This is a genomic window from Arundinibacter roseus, from assembly GCF_004348825.1.
Classification (GTDB): domain Bacteria; phylum Bacteroidota; class Bacteroidia; order Cytophagales; family Spirosomataceae; genus Arundinibacter; species Arundinibacter roseus.
Window position 1 is genome coordinate 58307 of sequence record NZ_SMJU01000001.1, and the last position, 17934, is coordinate 76240.

The window sequence follows — 17934 nt, forward strand, 5'->3', positions numbered from 1 at the left end:
AACACGAAAAAGACTATTAAAACTAATACTAAACCCAACTCAACTTTGTGAAAAAACAAGCAAACTACCTTTTTGTGTATGGCACCCTCATGCGAGGTTTCAACAACCCTTTTGCCGCTACACTTCGGAAGCATTCTTCTTTTGCTGGTTTGGGGCATTTTACCGGGGAATTATACCGCATCAGCTGGTATCCCGGAGCACTTTACCTTCCGAAATCTACCACTTCTGTCCATGGAGAAGTTTACAAACTCATTCATTTTGAAACACTTATTGAACAGTTGGATCTCTATGAAGAAATTGACTCCAACGAAGCACAAAGCCTGTATATCCGGCGCGAGGTACCCGTTATGACCGAACGGCAGGAAGTGATTTCCTGCTGGACATACCTCTACAATCAACCCGTTTTGGCCGCCGATTTAATACCTTCCGGACGATTTACGGCCTGATTTTTTATCTTTACATACCCAAAAACTACCCATGCATGTCTTTTAACTCTTAGTACTCCTTTTTCAACCATTTCAGGCTACCCTTAACTCACCCGTACTATGCCTACGCCCATTCAGGTTTTGCTCGTCGACGACCATCAAATCATCTCCGACAGCCTTTCGCTATTGTTTGGAACCATGGAAAACATTGAGGTAATCGGCAGCCTGAACGACAGCCGGAAAGTGATGGATTTCCTGGAATTACATCCGGTGGATGTACTCGTAACCGATCTGAACATGCCCTATCTCAATGGAATTGAACTGACGGTGCGGGTACGAGAGCAGTATGCCGACATGAAGATTTTGATGCTTACCGTCAAGGACGAACTTGACGTGATTCAGGATGCGTACCGGGCGGGTATTTCGGGCTATGTCATGAAAAAAGCCGACCGCGCAGAGCTCGAACGCGCCCTTCGATCGGTGGCCTCGGGTCAGAAGTATTTCAGCGAATCGGTGATGCGGGAATTAATGATGGGCGCTCGACCGGACACCGCCACCGAACATACCGACGAGTTTGTGCAACTGACCCGCCGCGAGGTAGAAATCGTCCGGCTTATTGCGCAGGAGCTGTCTACGACCGAAATCGCCGAGCGACTTTTTATCAGTGTGGGTACGGTAGAAACACATCGGCACAACATCATGCGAAAATTGGGTGCCAAGAATGTCATCGGGATTATCAAATATGCTATCCGGTATAAGATGCTGTAACTAACGTCTCGTTCATCGGGATTTCGATACTTACGCGGGTGAGCTGCTGTGGGGCACTTTCGAGCGTCCAGGTTCCGTGCAGTTCATCTACTCGATTTTGGATATTTCGCAAGCCAACTCCTTCTTTCGTAGTATGTTGCGACTCAAACCCCACGCCATCGTCACTGACCGAAAGCACGACGCGATTGGACTGAAACGTGAGGCTGATCCAGGCATGCGATGCCTGCGCATGTTTCAGAATATTGTTCACCAGTTCAAGGGTTATGGTATAAAGCTGATATTCTACGGCAGGATTCAGGCGGGTTTCAATCCCATCAAAGACGAAGGAAAACGACGTTTTATCGTTCCCGTTCAGCGTTCCGACCAGCTGCTGAATCGCAACTTTCAGCCCCTTGGTTTCCAGAGCTTCGGGCAGCAGATTGTGCGAAATCAGCCGAATATCTCCATACACATCCTGTACCATGCCTAGCACATCATTCAGAATTTTCTGATCTGTGGCCAGCCAATCGCTGCGATCCAGGGCTTCAAGTCGCCAGCGTATCGCCGCAATTTTGGTGTTCAGATTATCATGAAGTTCAGAAGCCATGCGCTTTCGCTCCATAGACTGCCCCCGGGCCAGCGCTTCTTCAATCTCCCTGTTTTTTGTCAACAGTTCATTGTTGCTGCTGCGAAGGCGGCGGTTTGTCCAGATAATGTACCCCACAGCCCCCAGCCCCAGCAAGAGCATGATAATCAAGAAATTACGTGTTTGCAACAAACTCTGATTTTCCAGGTTTTTAATCTTATTTTCCCGAAGTTCAGCATCGTAACTTTCCCGCAGTTCCATATACTTTTGCTGTAACTTATAGCGTTGCAGGCTGTCCTCGCGGGCCTTGTGCTTTTCCAAAAATAGGAGCGCATTTTTGTAATCTCCTGATTTTTTATAGGTCAAATACAAATTACCTTCCGCACGTGACTGCATCTCGTTCCAGCCCGACTGCCCCGCAAAATCCAGGCTCATGTTTCGGTATTCAATTGCCTTTGAAAAATCTCCTTTGGCCTCGTGTATATCAGCCAAATCGGCATAAATAGCAAAAATAACCACCCGGTTGTTGGCTTCTTTGGCTATTCGAAGCGCTTTGTTTCGGTATTCCGCCGCAAGCTTTTCGTTGCCCAGCTTTTGGTAGCAATTGGCCAGGCCGTGCGGGTTGTCGGCTTTCAGGTTTGGGCTCGTCGACCGGGGCAATAGTTTTTCTACCTGAAGGTAATAATCCAGCGCTTTGGGATAATTTCTGATGCCGAAGGAATCGTAGTAATTATAGTCTCCAAAAAAATCAAGAATCCAGCATAAATTATTGGTATTACTGCTTTGACGAGCCAGTGGGAGCGCTTTTTGGAGGTAAAGAATGCAGCGCTCGGGCAACCCGTTGTTGTTAAGCACAAAGCCCGCCAAAATGTAGGTATACGTAAGGTCATACGGATCAATCGGCAGCTTTTCAAAGTGAGCAATCGCTTGTGTATAGGCCTGAAATGCCTTCGTATAGTCGCCACGCACGTCATATTTTTTTCCGGTAGCCCGCCAGTACAAACCTTCACCCCATTGGTTTTTATAAGTTTCCGATAGTTGCAATAAACTGTCCAGATACGCGTCTGCCCGACGGTCATTCTGATTAAACAATCGCTCTGTCAACAAACTTGTAGTGGCCAGCAAGAGGCTGTCTGTTTCGGGAGAAGCAACCTGTTGTAAAAGTAACTTTCGTTTGGTAACAAGCGTATCCAGGGCCATATTCTGACCAAAAACGGCTGCATGCACCAAAAAACAGAGCAAACTCCACCCGATTTTGCGTATCCACTCTCGGTTACTTTTTTTGTATGTGGAGCAAGAAATTTTCAATTAATTTATTGGGAAAATGATGTTGATAAATCCTATAAAAGGTAGCAAAATTCAGACCCAGAATCAAGCCTTAAAACCTATGAAAGCAACTATCTTCAATAAAGTTTTTTTGAATTAATGAAAGAAAAAACTCAACCCTACCGTCGTACGCAACGTACGCATATCGGGTCGATCTTCAAAACCTACGCCATTTCCCAGAAAACTACTGATTTTACCGTAACTTCCACCTATGGAAGCGTTTATTGCCAGGTTTTCAATAATAAAAAAATTCAGACCTGCCGAGCCCATCACGGCAGGGCCTCTCATTTTGAATTCGTAGGCATCTCCATTCAAAAATACCGGATCAATCAGAAAATCCTGGCTGCAAACGCCGAGTTCCACAAAAGGTCGGAAAGCCTGCAACGTGCCGCCCAAATTGAGCCGCAGCCCCGCTCCCAGCGTGTTGAGCCGATAAACATCCCACTCTTCGGGCGTATTGAAACGGAACGAGTAACCGTCAAAACTGGCAAATACTTCGAGACGCTGATTGAACCCATACCCTACCCGAACGCCTCCACCGAGTCCGTTAGGCTCTGCTTCGTCGAGCTGATTAAAGTAACTGGATGACCAGTAACTATAATTCCCCGAGGCCCCCACGTTGAACCCTTCTGTGTTGGATCGAACGTCCTGCGCGTGTAGCGAACTATGAATTGCAAAAATTACCAGAACAAGAAATACAGGCGTTTTCATAAAAGTTTTGGGTAAAAGTGATGGATTTATCAATTATGTAAATTATTGATTTTCAATTATTTAGATAAAAATAAAATGATTTCATTGTCGGAGAACCAAATTGGTACGTACTACTTTCAGGCCATTGACCCGGCGACTTTGCTCAAATACTACCCGCTGACTATCCTTGGTGCTATACTCAGGAAACCGGATCGAAATCCACTGTCCATTGACTGCCTCCACCGCCTCAAACTGCACCGCCAGGTACGCTTTTTGCGCATTAGTAGCTTTTCGTGCATCCACGATTCGGCCCCGCACGCGCGCACCAGCCACAATGACGGGCGTGCCCTGCACCACCACGGGTGCCAGCGTTCGTAGCCATATCACCTTCCCGCTGCGGTTTTCCTGATCCGAAGAAATACTTTCCGTAAACTCCACCGGGAAGGTTTCATTTCGAAGCTCTACGGCAATCGTCCGGCTAGTAACTTTTGGCAAAACAGGGGTTTCGGGCGTTTTTTCTTCTTTGATTTTTTCAGGTGTTTCCGGCTCGTTCTTTTTGGGCTCAGGTTCTTCTTCCTTTTTAGGCTCAACGGGGCTCTTGCGTTCATCGAGAGGCTTTTCAGTTTTTTGCTTTTTCTTTGGCACCTGCTCTTTCTGGCCAGGCGGCGTAGCAGGTTCGTCCGTTGGATTTGAGGGTGGCACCTGCACCAACCGCGGATCCAGCACAACGGCAGTTTGATTATTCAGCGGAGCCGGGCTATCCGAATCCCGGATCGTTGAAGGTGAAACCTGCAGAGAATCTGCCAGAAGCTGTCCGGGAATATCCAAATCTTCGGCAGTTGGCGCTGGATCGGATGACCAAAATCCGAGTAGCATAATTACGGCTACCAACAACAAAGCGCCCATCAAAATCAGCCCTTCCAGCGTCAGCACAGACTCTTTGATTTTTTTCCAACCTTCTGATCTTTCACTACGAATAGACGAGTCGGCCAGTCGGGTGGGTTCTACCCGGGGCTTGTCGGCGGTTACGGTGGTTGGTTTTATGGAGGCAATGCGGGTAGGTTGCTGAAAATCAAGCCAGTTCAGCAGTCCCGGCGCCACAACTGCGGTAAGCGCCTGCCTGAGTTCGGGTGCAGAAATGAATCGTTTTTCAGGTTTTTTATGAAGTAATTTTTCAAGAATCTGTTCAAGATTTTTGGGTAGTTCTGCCCGATGCTCCCGAATAGGAATTGGTTTCTGACTCAGAATATGGGTGATCAACGTTGAATCCGTACTAGCTCTGAACGGCATTTTTCCCGATAACAGCTCATATAGCAAAATCCCGACGGCATACAGATCGGAAGGAACCGACGGCTCGCCACCATCCAAAAGTTCGGGAGCCATGTATTCCAGCGTGCCCATCACCCGGTTGACGCGTGTCAGGCGCTCGCTACCCACGAGCCGGGCAATGCCGAAGTCCATTAGTTTGACGAATCCATCCCGGGTCAGCATGAGGTTGGCGGGCTTAATATCGCGATGCAGAATGCCCTTCGTATGTGCATGATGCAGGCCGTCCAATGCCTGAATAATCGCCCGAATGGCATGTTCTACCGAAAAAGGCCCTTGCTTGCGAAGGAGGTTTTCGAGCGTAGCGCCATCTACAAACTCCATCACCATGAAATTATCGTCCTGATCCCGGATAAAGTTGTAGAGCGTGGCTACATTGGGATGATTAAGGCGGGCCGAAAGCACGGCTTCATTCCGAAATCGCTCAAAAAAAGTGGTGTCCCGCAGCAGGTGCGGATGCAGCATTTTGAGCGCTACCGGGCGCTGCAGGAGCGTATCGGTGGCCTTATAGACCGTTCCCATGCCGCCCTCGCCGAGCAGTTCTTCGACTCGATAGTTTTGAATCAAACGCCCGATCATAGCAAGTCAAGAGTTTCGGTAGGACGAATTTCCGCTGACTCATCGGGCTCAATCCGCTCTACAATCATCACCGTAATATTATCATGTCCGCCGCGCTGCCGGGCCAGGTCGATCATCTGCTGGGCGGCCTCACTCACCATTTCCAGGTTAAGAAATTCGGCCATTTCATCGTCGGTCAAATAATCGTACAATCCATCGCTGCACAAAAGCAAGCGGTCGCCGTCTTCAAAAAGGTAAGCCGGTTTTTCTACATCAATTTCTACCTTGTTGTGCGTACCCATCGCGCGCGTCAGTACATTGCGTTCGGGATGCGTTTCGGCATCGGCGGGCGAAATAACCCCCTCTTCTACCAGTTTCTGCACGTAGGTATGATCCGTGGTAAGTCTTACAAACTGACCATTTTTGTAGAGATACGCCCGGCTGTCGCCCACATGCGCCACAAAAAGCTGCGCGTCCCGAATCACCACCGTGGTGCAGGTCGTGCCCATGCCTTTTTGCCGGGTATTGCGGCCCGCCGTTTGCCAGATCAGCCGATTGGCTTTGGCCAGGGCAAAATAGAGGCTATCCTCAGGACTTTCTTCCCTCTGATAGTAGGTTTTGGCCACTATTTCGGTAGCCATTTGGGAGGCTACTTCGCCGGCCGCATGTCCGCCCATGCCATCGGCAACAATGGCCAGATATCCCTTTTGGAGTTGCACTTCCCGCGTGGCCGGCCTGATAAACCGCGTGGCATCTTCGTTGTTGGTCCGTACGCAGCCTACGTCCGAAAGTGCCACGGCACGGAGTTGGTTCAGGCTTGGTGAGATTTCACCGTCAGGACTGGTTGATATCCATTTTTTCCAAAACATAGGTTTCGATGGGTTCAGTGGGGCTTTTCAATTATGATTTTGGAATAAAACCAGCGAGCCATCCCGATAAGCGGGCCAATGGTGTTTCTTCCGGGTTTCGTAGCAGGTCGAGCAATTCGGCGGCAGTCATTCGATTTTTGGGCTGATGCGTGAGCAATCGTTTGATGAGTTTTCGGGAATGTCGCGAGAGTTCAGGGACAAGCAGGTCGGGCGACATGTACATGCCTCGTTCTATCTTTACCCGGATTTCGGTTTCCGTTTTTCCATCAAACGGACGGTAACCCGTCAGCATTTCGTACAAAAGCACCCCCAGCGACCAGCAATCCGAGTGCTCGCTCACGCGGTTCTGAAACTGCTCAGGAGCCATCGAATATGTAGTCCCGATTACGTAGCCTTCCTGCGTCAGGCGGGGGGTGTAAGCCGCCTTGGCAATTCCAAAATCCAGCAGCCTGGCTTCTCCTTCGGTGGTTATTTTAATATTGCAGGATTTAATATCCCGATGAATAATCCCGTGTTCATGCAGCAGCACAACGGCCGAAACGAGTTGCTCCAATAGCTGTAAAGCATACGCTTCGGGTAACCTTCTATGGCGCATAATCAGTTTTTCGAGCGTCGGACCTTCTACATATTCCATAATAATACATGGAAGCCCGTCTTCGATTACGTACTCATACAGAGCTGCAATATTTGGATGCTTCACTGAGGCCTGAATGTAGGCTTCGTTCTGAAAACGAGCCGCCTGATCTGTGCGCGAAAGAATCTTGATGGCTGCGGGAAGGCGGGTAGAGATGTGCTCTGCTTTGTAAACTTCACCCATTCCACCCGACCCCAACCACTTGGTCAACATGTACTTTCCAATTGTTCGGTTTGACAGCCCTCCACGCATAGCCTTCGTTGATTAATTAATGACTTTCTTACTTCCCATGAGTTCCATTCCGTAGTGAATCGGCACCGCAAAGGTGATGCGTGCGCCCTGCTGATCGGTTTGGCTGGCGGTAAATATTCCGATCGCATTGCCGTCTTTATCAAATACCGGCCCGCCGCTGTTGCCTGCTCCCGTAGCCGAAACAGTCAGCTGATAGTAGTCGCCCATGGTGCTGTAATAGCCCGCAACCCCGCTTTCGAGTGAGCTGCTGGTGGTTCCACGAATAATTTTTCCAATACTACCGTCGGTTACCGTTGGATCTGGCACAGTGATTACCTGCGTACCCCGATTAGAAAAATCGTTGCCATTGTTTGCCACGACTACATCGGGCGAAATTCCTGGATAACCCATCACCACTACTTTCTGGCCCGGCGCCATGGTAGCATCAGCATCTTTCAGGCTCACGGCTTCCATTTTGGTTGGCAAATCAATTTTAATCATAGCCACATCGTGCTTGTTGGAAATCCTGACCACCTTGCCGGGTGTACGCTGATCGTTCTTGGCGAACGTAACTTCCATGTAGGTATTGACGCCTTCAATAATTTTTCCAGAAATAGGCTTTTGTCCAAAGAAGGATGTTTCGGCAGGCACCCAACGAATCGGATTATCGACCCGTCCGCTTATTTTCCATTGATTACCAGTATTTTGTAGTAATAATCCAGGAAATGCATCCTGAGGAAACGAGTAGTAGGAATTCCAGCTCGCTGCTACATGTCGGTTGGTTAGAATAAAGCCATTTTCATCCACAATAAACCCGGAGCCACTTGCCCCCGAAACGGCGATGGGCCGCCCCACAGGCGTATCTTTTTTCAAGCCCAGCAGGGGTTCAATTTTCCCTGGCTCTACTTCGATATATAGCGGAATCTCGGTGATTTGGCCCGTTTTTGGGTCTTTTTGCTGGTAGTACTGATGGTAAATATCATCTCCCGTAGGCGTGTAAATCAGTTTATAGCCAAATTCGATAAATACCACTTTATCCAAATTTGCCTTGGCAATGGCCTCCGGATCAAAAGCTTCTGATTTTACCTGCTGAATAATCGTCGTGTCCGTTTTGACATAGGTAGTAGCCGGACGAATTTTATCTTTAAATACATAGCCAAGGGCGGTCAGTACGGCCAAAGCACCCACCAGGCTTGCTACGAGGGTACGCTGCGATTTTTTACGCTCATAGGTAATCACGCGCTCAAAGGTCTGCTTGCCGATTCCGCTCTTTTCCGGCGAAACGGTGTCGGGCATTCCGGCAGGCACAAACTCTTCGGTGGCTTTGGAAGGCACTTCTACCAGGCGCGTGGCGGCCATAAGTTCCTGCGGGCGCGGGTCCAGATCAAACACAAATACGGGACCGTTGGTACCCAACCGGATTTCGTCGCCCGGATTAATCTTAGCGGATCCTTTAACCCGGTTTTTATTAACAAAAAGTCCATTGCGGCTTTCATGATCTACCACGCTAAAACTCAGCTCCCCGTCTTTCACAATTTTGCCGTGCTCACGGCCCACAACTGTATCCAGGTCAGGATCAAACTGAATGTCGTTGGTGGTAGCACGGCCAAAGGTAAGCTCACTATGTTTTTGAAAATCAAACTCTTCGATTTGATTGGCTTTTGCACCAGCCAGGTGACGAATGACAAAGGTTTTGATGGTAGTCATGATTTGAAAGGCTTTTATGTTACTGGTTTTGTTTAGTGATTTGTTGTACGTGCATGTGTTGTTTGTACGATACAAATTTCTTTAAATGTGCTGCGCAGCACCATCCCGAAACACCTACATTTAAACTCGTGGAAGACCTGTAATTCATAGGTATAGGTTTACCTGTATAGCGTGCAAAAACTGTCTTTGAGCATGAATTTAGCCCAGCACCGTAGCCGCAAGCCGCCCCAAATTGAGCGTACGCGCATTGGAGTCAATAATCTGACGGTACAGTCCACCGGCTTTATAAAGCGACTCGTGCGTACCCTCGCCCACCACGACTCCCTCGCTGAGCACGTAGATGTGGTCTGCGTCCATGATCTGACTGATGTTGTGCGAAATGATGACCACCGTTCGGTCTTTTTTGATGGCGTCGAGGCTGTCTTTGATTTGCTCCGCCGTAATTGCATCGAGGCTTGCGGTGGGTTCATCCAGAAAAATTACGGGGGGATTTTTAAGAAAAAGCCGCGCAATAGCTATGCGCTGCTGCTGCCCGCCCGAAAGCGAGCGGGCTTCTGAGTCGTACTGATTGGGCAATTGCATAATCTGTTCGTGCAAACTCGCCTGTCGGGCGGCTTCCCGGATGTCTTCGGGAGTGGCATCCATGCGTCCGTAGCGAATATTTTCTTCAATGGAGCCGGAGAAAATATGGTTTTTCTGCATCACAAGCCCCACTTTTTCGCGCACCCAATCGCTATTATAATCTTCCAGCGGAAGGCCGTCCAGCAAAATGCTACCCTGCGTCGGGCTGTAAAAACCGGCCAGAAGATTCATCAGAGAGCTTTTGCCCGCCCCCGACAAACCAACCAAAGCCGTGGTTTGCCCCTGCCTGATTTCCATCGAAACGTTGCGTAGCGCCTGCGTGCCGTTGGGATACACAAAGTCAACTTCTTTGACCTGAAAATTTCCTGAAAAGGTTTCTCCACGCAAGGCCTTCGGTGTCGGTAAAAAGCGGTCGGTATTGATCATGTCAAAGAAACCTTCGGCATACGAAAGTGCCTCCGAGTATTCGTCGTAAATGCGGTGGAGGTGCCGCACGGGAGCAGATACGTTGTTGAACAACATGAGGTGAAGCAGAATGGCGCCAACGGTCATTTGCTGATTCAGCACGAAGTAAATTGTAACCACAAAAACCATCACCACACCCAGCTGCTCAGCAATAGTTTTTAGGCCATCGAACAGGTAGTTGGTGCGGTGATGTCGGATTTCGGTCGTGGAGAGCGACAACCCAAGGTGGCTTTGCCGACCCGATTCGTAGGTTTCCCGGACAAACGATTTTACCACAAAAATAGATTCCAATAAACTAAACAGCGAATTGGCTTTATCTTCTCTAAACCGCTGAATATCATGTCGCACCTGTTTTTGCCGCCTTGATTGTTCGCGGCTAATGAGCGCATAAAGCGGCATGATAAGCGTAGCGCAAATACCCACGTAGATATTTTTCTTGTACATCAAAGCCAGCGCCAGCAATGCATTGGCGAGCATCGGCAAAATATCCACGAAAATATTCTTGACGGTTTTTGCCAGACTTTCGATGCCTTTATCAATGCGTTTTTCAAGCCGACCCGTTTGATTTTGGGGTAACGCAAAAAAGGTGAGATGGTAGCTCACGATCCGGTTGATGGTGTGTGTGTACAGATCAGCAGAAAGGTTAAACCGCAGGCGATCGCTCAGGTACTTTTGTCCCAGTTGTACGAACAGATTCAGAATTTCTTTTCCAAAAAGAATAGCCGCCAACCCGCCCACAATCAGCCATACTTCCTGCTGATCGGGCAGGCCGGTATCGAGCATGCCTTGCACGGTATTTACCGAATACTCCATGACGAGGGGCGTAACCTGTGCCAGCAAGGCGCCCACGACGGTCAGGCTGAGTGTCAGAATAAGTGCTGTGCGGTAGACTTTTACAAAAGGCCACACTTTTTTTATCAGAGTGAGCGTGTTCATAGAGCTATTTTTTCAGAGTACGCGCTTTGGAAAAATCCGTCGGAAGTGCCTGCATAATCTCATGCGTCAGCAATTTTCCATCCGCTTTGTAGTCATAAAAAAGCTCCGTCATGGAAGCAATAATGTGTGGGTCATCTGTCAGGAAAGCCGTCAATTTTGAAGAGCGCCCACTTGAACTCAGCCCACTGCCCAAAATACATACGCATTTACTGCGCGCAAGACCGGGTTTGTTCTCCTGCGGGGAGCTGATGAATAGCTGAATGGGTAAAGTTCTGTTAATTTTTGTAACTCGAACACCTAAGTCCTGCATATCCAGAATCGCCTTGGCGTGTTGGTCGTACAAGAGACGCACAAGCATAGCCTGCGGGTCGGTGTCATCTGCCGACTGTTGCGCCGGAACCATGAAGCGGTTGTGGTGAGGCACGGTTTCCTGCGCCGAAAGCGGCACGTTACTTCCTGTACGGTAGGTTTCTACCTGCACGTGTTCGTTAAAAACTTTGCCCAGATATTTTAAAAAAGCGTGGTTGGCGCCTTCGTTCTGGTCGTTTAGTGTTACAAATTCTACCTGGGCATCACTGCCGATTTTTTGGAGATAAAGCGCTGTTTCGATCAGTTGCGCTTCCACATCGGTGCAATCGCGAAGCAGCGCTTCGGCTTTTCTGGCATAGTCAAACTGTGTGGCGTTGCGCAATTCGTGCGGTTTGAGATCAGCATGTTTGGCTACATAGTCCATGCGATAGGGTGAAATCCCTTCGATTCGGGCCGTATTGGACAACACCAACAGATTGTTTCCCTGGGACTTGGCCGATTCAATTACCTGCGAAATACCATTCAGCGTTTCGCGCGTACCTTCCATGAGCTGCACTTTTTCGTTCACCTTCCCACTCACATCAATCATGATCGTGTTCAACGATTGTGTAGCCTGCACGAGCAGCCCGGTTTGGGTTTTGATTCGCTCCATTTCCTGTTGATTGAGGCGATCTTTTAACCGATTGAGTTTTTCGGTCGTAACGGTCAGGTACAAACCAATAAAAATCCCTACGAACCCACCAACTAATCCGGCAATATCGAGTTCGCGGATGTACTTATCCATGCCGGGAGAAAAAAACGGATGGGTATCGGTCCACCGTCCGTTTTCCATTCGGAAGTCTGTCAGATAGTGTGTAGTATCGTAGAAAAGATAAAACCATTTGAGCCCCAAAGAGACAAACAGAATGGCAAATGGAATCAGGAAAAAGAACGTAAACAGCAACGGGTGCTTCTTGGTAATATCCAGCAGGACGGCAAAAAAGCCTTCGTCGGTTTCAGGAGCAGTAAGCGAAACATCGGTTTCGTCCTGAGAATGCAGGGTTGGTTTCATGGGGCAGGAAATCGTTATGGGTGATTTGGAACGTTAGTTCAGGAAGAGAATCAAGGAAATAAGAATCAGGACACCGCCCAGAAACAGCCCTCCAAAAGCAATAAGCAGGGCATAGTCTTCGGCCATTTCAGAAAGAATGCGGCCCGGCGTACGGTGATTGTAACGCACCGTATGGTCCTGACCTACTTTGAGTTGTCCTTTTTCAAACAACTGATTAACCTTAGCCACCAAAATTTCGCCCGTCGTGTGGTACCGAAACGTTGGTCGTTCCATTTCGTAGGAAGCTCCGTCGGTTTCAATCTCCACTTTTTCCAGCTTAATCACGCGTGCTTTTGCCTTTTTGGATTCGCTGAGCCATTGTGAATGCAACGAATACTTGTGCCAGCCAAGGGCCATACAAATCGCTCCCGACACGAGCGCTACCAGGGCATTTCCATACTCTGCTACAAAATTTTCCATGTGTTACGTTTGGTTGATTTTATAGAACAAAGTTCGACATTGAACGCCCGCAGCTCAATTGGCATTTCCCTACATTCGGAAACAGAAAAACCTGTATTTTGACATACAGGTTTTCATATAGAAAGTGGCTTTACGAGATTTTTTCAGGAAATATTTCTAAAAAAGGAGTCTAAAAATGAAGGAATTAACGGAGTTTTATCAGGAAAGCCGCTCACCGATTAGCCGAAGGCCATCGAGTGTGAGGCTGCGGTCAATCTCTACAAATTCATCCTGTAAGGTTTGGATAATAGACGACAGACCGCCCGTCGCCACGGCAATGCAATCGCCGTGCAGCTCTTCGCGGATACGCCGGATCATGGATTTTACCAAACCTTCATAACCCAGCAAAATGCCTGCCTGAATCGAGTGAACGGTATTTTTACCAATGGCCGAGGCGGGCAATTGCAGCGGCACTTCGGGTAGCTGAGCGGTATTGGCAAAAAGCGCTTTTACAGCGGTTTTTAAACCGGGCACAATCGCAACACCCAAAATTTGCCCAGCCGCCGAAACTGTCGTGAAGGTAAGAGCCGTGCCAAAGTCAACGATGACGCAATTTCTGGCATAGCGGGTGTGCGCTGCTACGGCGTTGGCAATGAGGTCGGCGCCGATTTCGTGGGGATGGTCAATGGCAATTTCCAGCTCCGGATAACTTTCCGGGCCGACCAGTATGGGGTCTTTTCCAAAGAGTGACAGGAGCATGTGCCGCAGCACCGGGGTAAGATCCGGAACTACACTACTCAGAACTACCGTACTGACGCTTTGCAACGAAAGGGAGGCTTCCAGAAAAAACAGCCGAACCTGAGATTCGTAATGAACCACCGACTCGGAGGTTGCTGAGCGTATACGCCACACGTGCAGGAGACTTTTTCCGTCATAAAGACCAAGTACAGTATCTGTGTTGCCTGCATCTACGGCTAAGAGCATAGGGTAGTTTTTTTGGTGAAAGCGACAAATTAAATGCTTTATCGAAATAAATTAGTCTTTGGGGCCGTTTTTGACCTGACAAACCTTGTTTTTTTTGCCTTTCTACGAAAGATAAAGTACTTTCCAGATTCAATAGTGTTGGTAAAACTTACTCTTCGTGCTTGATTTTTGATTTAATAATATGTCCTTATATACAATTAAGCGCCTCTGCTTCGGCCTTGGCCTCACCCTCTTCACTCCACTTTTACACGCGCAGACGGCGCTGCCTGACTGGGAAAACCCCGAAGTAATCAGCAGCAACACCAAGCGTCCGCGGGCACATTTTATTCCGTACTCCAACGAAGCTGACGCCCTGACTCCCAACGGCAAATCGAGCCTGATTCAATCGCTCAATGGTACCTGGAAGTTCAAATGGGTGTCGCATCCTTCCAAAGTTCCAGATACATTTTTTTTGCCCACAACCTCTACCAGCACCTGGGACAATCTGCCGGTACCGTCGCATTGGCAGGTGATAGCCGCCCAGGAAAATCGGCCGTACGACCGCCCTATTTTTTCCAACATCAAGCATCCGTTTGAAGCCACTCCACCCCGGATTACAGCCGATACCAATTCCGTAGGTCTTTACCGAACTACTTTTACCATCCCCCAGGCCTGGCAACAGAAACCGCTGGTCCTTCACTTCGACGGGGTGCAATCTGCCTGCTACGTTTGGCTCAACGGTCAGCTGCTGGGCTACCACGAAGATGGCATGGCGCCTTTTGAATTTGATATAGCGCCGTTGGTACAAACCGGGGTCAATCATCTGGCGGTTGAAGTCATCAACTGGTCGGATGGAAGCTATCTGGAAGATCAGGATTTTTGGCGACTCTCCGGCATTTTCCGGGATGTGTACCTGATTTCAACGCCACTCGTGCACATCAGCGACTACTTTGTCCAGACGGATCTTGACGAAAATTACCAGAATGGTACGCTGAAAGTCAATGTTTATACCCGCAACGCTACCGCACAGGCCCAATATGGCTATCAGCTCATTACGAAACTGTATGACGCCACCGGGCAAATAGTAGTCCCCGCCATCAAGCGTACTCTTGATATGCTGGAACCCGGCGCAGAACTTACGGTTCGGGAACAGATTCCGCTGCCCGCACCCAAAACCTGGAATGCCGAACAGCCCTATTTGTACACGCTCACGATGCAGATTGTGAGCCCCGACGGTCAGGTTCAGGAAGCCCTTCGGCAGCGGGTTGGTTTTCGGAAAATTAGCCTAAAAGGCGGGCAGCTACTCGTCAATGGAAAGGCAATTATGTTTAAAGGTGTCAATCGCCATGAGTTTGATCCCGAAACGGGGCGTGTCATCAGCCGGGAATCCATGATTCGGGACATTCAGTTGATGAAGCAGTTCAACATCAATGCCGTGCGCGCTTCGCATTACCCCAACGTACCCGAATGGTATGATCTGTGCGATGAATATGGGCTGTACGTAGTAGATGAAGCCAATATTGAGAGCCACGAGCTTTGGTATAAAAATATAATTCTGGCCGATAAGCCCGAATGGAAATCAGCTTTTCTGGCCCGTGGCCGGGCGATGGTAGAGCGCGACAAAAACCACCCGTCCATCATTATCTGGTCGTTGGGCAATGAAGCAAGCAACGGAGCAAATTTTGAAGCCCTGGCTGATTTCATTCGCCTCGCCGACCCAACCCGACCGATTCACTACGAAGGCCGCGCCAACTACGGCCCCACCACCCTGAGCAGTTTTGATATTGTGTCGGTAATGTATCCGTCCATTGACCACCTGATTGAACTCGTAAAAAAAGATGATACCCGGCCCATGATCATTTGCGAGTATGCCCACGCTATGGGCAATAGTGTCGGCAATTTGCAGGAATACTGGGATCTGTTTGAAAAATACCCCACGATGCAGGGAGGCTTTATCTGGGATTGGGTCGATCAGGGGCTACGACTCAAAACCGCCGATGGTCGGCCGTACTGGAACCACATCAATTATATCGACGGTGCCAATGCAGGCGACGGGCTCGTCAACCCGGATCGTACACCACAACCCGAGCTCCACGAAGTAAAAAAGGTATATCAGGCAGTGAAATTTGTAGCCGCCGATACCCTTTCAGGGAACTCTCAAACCATTAAATTAAAAAACACCTACGATTTTCTCTCGCTGAGCCCATTCAAACTCGTGTGGAAGGTTCAGGAAAACGGGCGAACGATTCAGGAAGGCATGGTTCCGACCCTCTCGGCAGCAGCCGGAAAAACACAGGACATTTCCCTGGCCTATACTCTTCCCGAAAATCCTCCGGCGGGTGCCGTCTATTTTCTAAACCTCAGCATTCAAACCAAAGAAACTACTCCATGGGCAAAAGCCGGTCACGAAGTAGCCTGGCAACAAATCCCGATTCGGCTGGCTACTCCGCAGCCCGAAGCGATTGTTTATTCAAAAAGTACTCCTTTGAAGCTGGGGCTCATTCGAGGAAAAGGCATTACGCTCACCGGTCAGGATTTCTCCGTTAGTTTTGACCGAAAAACCGCCCGAATGACGTCCTTTATCTACAAAGGAACCGAACTGCTCGAAAGCGGTCTGTATGCCAATTTTATGCGTGTGCCTACCGATAACGACGAAGGCGGCGGGACCGAAAGCTTCGCTGCCCGCTGGCGCGCTGCCGGGCTCGATTCCATGCGGCTGATGGGCTCTGATTTACGGGTCGAAAAAATTAACCCGCATGTGTATAAAGTAAGTTTGATCAAAAGCCTTCAGGGCAAAACCGGAAGTTTTGTAGTCAGTTCTATCTATACCGTTTACGCTACCGGCGATATTCATACCCAAAATACCTTTACACCGGGCGGTACGTGGCCGGCCTCTTTGGCCAAAATCGGGTTTCAGTTTCAAATGCCTGCCGCCTTCAACCAAATTTCCTGGCTGGGGCGCGGGCCTTTTGAATCCTATTCCGACCGCAAAAACAGCGCCTCTGTCGGCTTGTACAGCGGCTCCGTCGACGAGCAGCATTTCCCGTACATCATGGCGCAGGAAAACGGCAACAAAACCGACGTTCGCTGGGTGGCCGTAGCCAATGCCGATGGCCTGGGACTGCTCGCGATGGCCGACTCGCTGCTGAGTGTTACTGTTCACAACTATACAGACGAAGCGCTGCTTGCTGCCAAACGACCCGGTACACCGCTGCAAAAAGACTCCGTGACGGTGGTCAGTCTGGATATGCAGCAGATGGGACTCGGCGGTGACGACAGCTGGTCGCCGCGTGTGCATGAAGCGTATTTGCTTCCGGCTCAGACATATAGCTATTCTTTCCGGCTCAAACCCATCGACTCGCTTTCGGCTATTCAGGCTATTACAGAATCTTCACTACCCATTATTGGCCAGAAAATGAGCCCCGGTGTTGGGAATGATTCCGCTGAGCATTGAGCTGAATTTTGCCTAATGCGCACCATTCAGTTTATAATGATTGGGATTGATCAGCGGATTTAGCTTTGTGGTATGCGGGTTTGATTTCTTAAAGAAAATCCACCCACGCCGCCGGGCATACTTGGGCGTTTCGTGCGGAACTGTGGGCGCAGCCTGATGCGTGGAACGGGGCACAATGCCAACTTTCGAGCCGTAGCGCCGGGCTTTGGGCGGCTGCATTTGGCGTGCCTGTGCCGCTTTATTGGGATGCTTGTAATTATGTACAGAGACGCCCGGATCTACTTTTACTTTGGCGCGATCTTGCGCTTCGGCCTCAAATAAACCCAACATCGTGAACAAAGAACTTACAAAGAAGGTACGGATTGCTTTCATGATTATTTGCATTTTTTGACTAAAAATCAAAAATATACCAGGACTAAACTGGCGTTTGAGCAAATCTACGAAATCACAAATAAGTGGTATTTTGATAAAAAAGAGGGGAAATGCTTTGATTTAAATAAAATTATCAAGAAAAAATTGTAAAAAATCATTCCACACGTTTGCCAGGAAGCTACTTCTATAAAAAATGTAGACGATTTGGTAAAAACAGGATAAAAACGAAGGTGTTCCTTTTATTTTAAACTTTGTAAAAAAAATA

At 48.8% G+C, this 17934-nt stretch carries 14 protein-coding genes; 3 read left to right on the top strand and 11 right to left on the bottom strand.

What is annotated here, in order from left to right; translation table 11 throughout:
• The first annotated feature begins 47 nt into the window (after positions 1-47).
• Both EZE20_RS00340 and EZE20_RS00345 read left to right on the top strand, forming a co-directional pair.
• On the top strand, positions 48-446 hold the full coding sequence (locus EZE20_RS00340; RefSeq protein ID WP_132113321.1) for a gamma-glutamylcyclotransferase family protein: 399 nt from the start codon (positions 48-50) through the stop codon (positions 444-446).
• Between the two features lie 99 nt (positions 447-545).
• On the top strand, positions 546-1193 hold the full coding sequence (locus EZE20_RS00345; RefSeq protein ID WP_132113323.1) for a response regulator: 648 nt from the start codon (positions 546-548) through the stop codon (positions 1191-1193).
• Here the strand turns inward: EZE20_RS00345 and EZE20_RS00350 are convergent.
• The 10 genes from EZE20_RS00350 to EZE20_RS00395 all read right to left on the bottom strand — a co-directional run bounded on the left by EZE20_RS00350 (position 1171) and on the right by EZE20_RS00395 (position 13864).
• Complete coding sequence (locus EZE20_RS00350) at positions 1171-3000, bottom strand: tetratricopeptide repeat-containing sensor histidine kinase (protein ID WP_132113325.1); 1830 nt, start codon at positions 2998-3000, stop codon at positions 1171-1173. The genes EZE20_RS00345 and EZE20_RS00350 overlap by 23 nt on opposite strands.
• A gap of 180 nt (positions 3001-3180) precedes the next feature.
• Positions 3181-3795, bottom strand: coding sequence for an outer membrane beta-barrel protein (locus tag EZE20_RS00355; protein WP_132113327.1), 615 nt, complete (start codon positions 3793-3795; stop codon positions 3181-3183).
• Positions 3796-3876: 81 nt separating this feature from the next.
• On the bottom strand, positions 3877-5679 hold the full coding sequence (locus EZE20_RS00360) for a serine/threonine-protein kinase (RefSeq protein ID WP_132113329.1): 1803 nt from the start codon (positions 5677-5679) through the stop codon (positions 3877-3879).
• Positions 5676-6527, bottom strand: coding sequence for a Stp1/IreP family PP2C-type Ser/Thr phosphatase (locus EZE20_RS00365; RefSeq protein ID WP_132113331.1), 852 nt, complete (start codon positions 6525-6527; stop codon positions 5676-5678). Before EZE20_RS00365 ends, EZE20_RS00360 begins: the two co-directional genes overlap by 4 nt.
• Before the next feature lie 31 nt (positions 6528-6558).
• Positions 6559-7413: a serine/threonine protein kinase gene (locus EZE20_RS00370; protein WP_132113333.1), complete on the bottom strand. Its 855-nt coding sequence runs from the start codon at positions 7411-7413 to the stop codon at positions 6559-6561.
• Positions 7414-7425: 12 nt separating this feature from the next.
• A complete protein-coding gene (locus EZE20_RS00375; protein ID WP_132113335.1) occupies positions 7426-9099 on the bottom strand; it encodes a trypsin-like peptidase domain-containing protein in 1674 nt (557 codons plus the stop codon).
• A gap of 198 nt (positions 9100-9297) precedes the next feature.
• Positions 9298-11082 carry an ABC transporter ATP-binding protein gene (locus tag EZE20_RS00380; RefSeq protein ID WP_132113337.1) on the bottom strand — a complete coding sequence of 595 codons (1785 nt, stop codon included), beginning with the start codon at positions 11080-11082 and terminating at the stop codon, positions 9298-9300.
• 4 nt (positions 11083-11086) lie between these two features.
• Positions 11087-12442, bottom strand: coding sequence for a hypothetical protein (locus EZE20_RS00385; RefSeq protein ID WP_132113339.1), 1356 nt, complete (start codon positions 12440-12442; stop codon positions 11087-11089).
• A gap of 33 nt (positions 12443-12475) precedes the next feature.
• Positions 12476-12901, bottom strand: coding sequence for a DUF3592 domain-containing protein (locus EZE20_RS00390; protein WP_132113341.1), 426 nt, complete (start codon positions 12899-12901; stop codon positions 12476-12478).
• Positions 12902-13099: 198 nt separating this feature from the next.
• Positions 13100-13864 (bottom strand): type III pantothenate kinase, encoded by a 765-nt coding sequence (locus EZE20_RS00395; RefSeq protein WP_132113343.1) that lies wholly within the window; start codon positions 13862-13864, stop codon positions 13100-13102.
• A gap of 181 nt (positions 13865-14045) precedes the next feature.
• On the opposite strand from EZE20_RS00395, the gene EZE20_RS00400 reads away from it, so the two are divergent.
• Positions 14046-17297: a glycoside hydrolase family 2 TIM barrel-domain containing protein gene (locus tag EZE20_RS00400; RefSeq protein WP_132113345.1), complete on the top strand. Its 3252-nt coding sequence runs from the start codon at positions 14046-14048 to the stop codon at positions 17295-17297.
• 12 nt (positions 17298-17309) lie between these two features.
• On the opposite strand, the gene EZE20_RS00405 is transcribed toward EZE20_RS00400, so the two are convergent.
• Entirely contained in the window at positions 17310-17669 is a 360-nt protein-coding gene (locus EZE20_RS00405) for a hypothetical protein (RefSeq protein WP_132113347.1), read from the bottom strand.
• Positions 17670-17934: the final 265 nt, after the last annotated feature.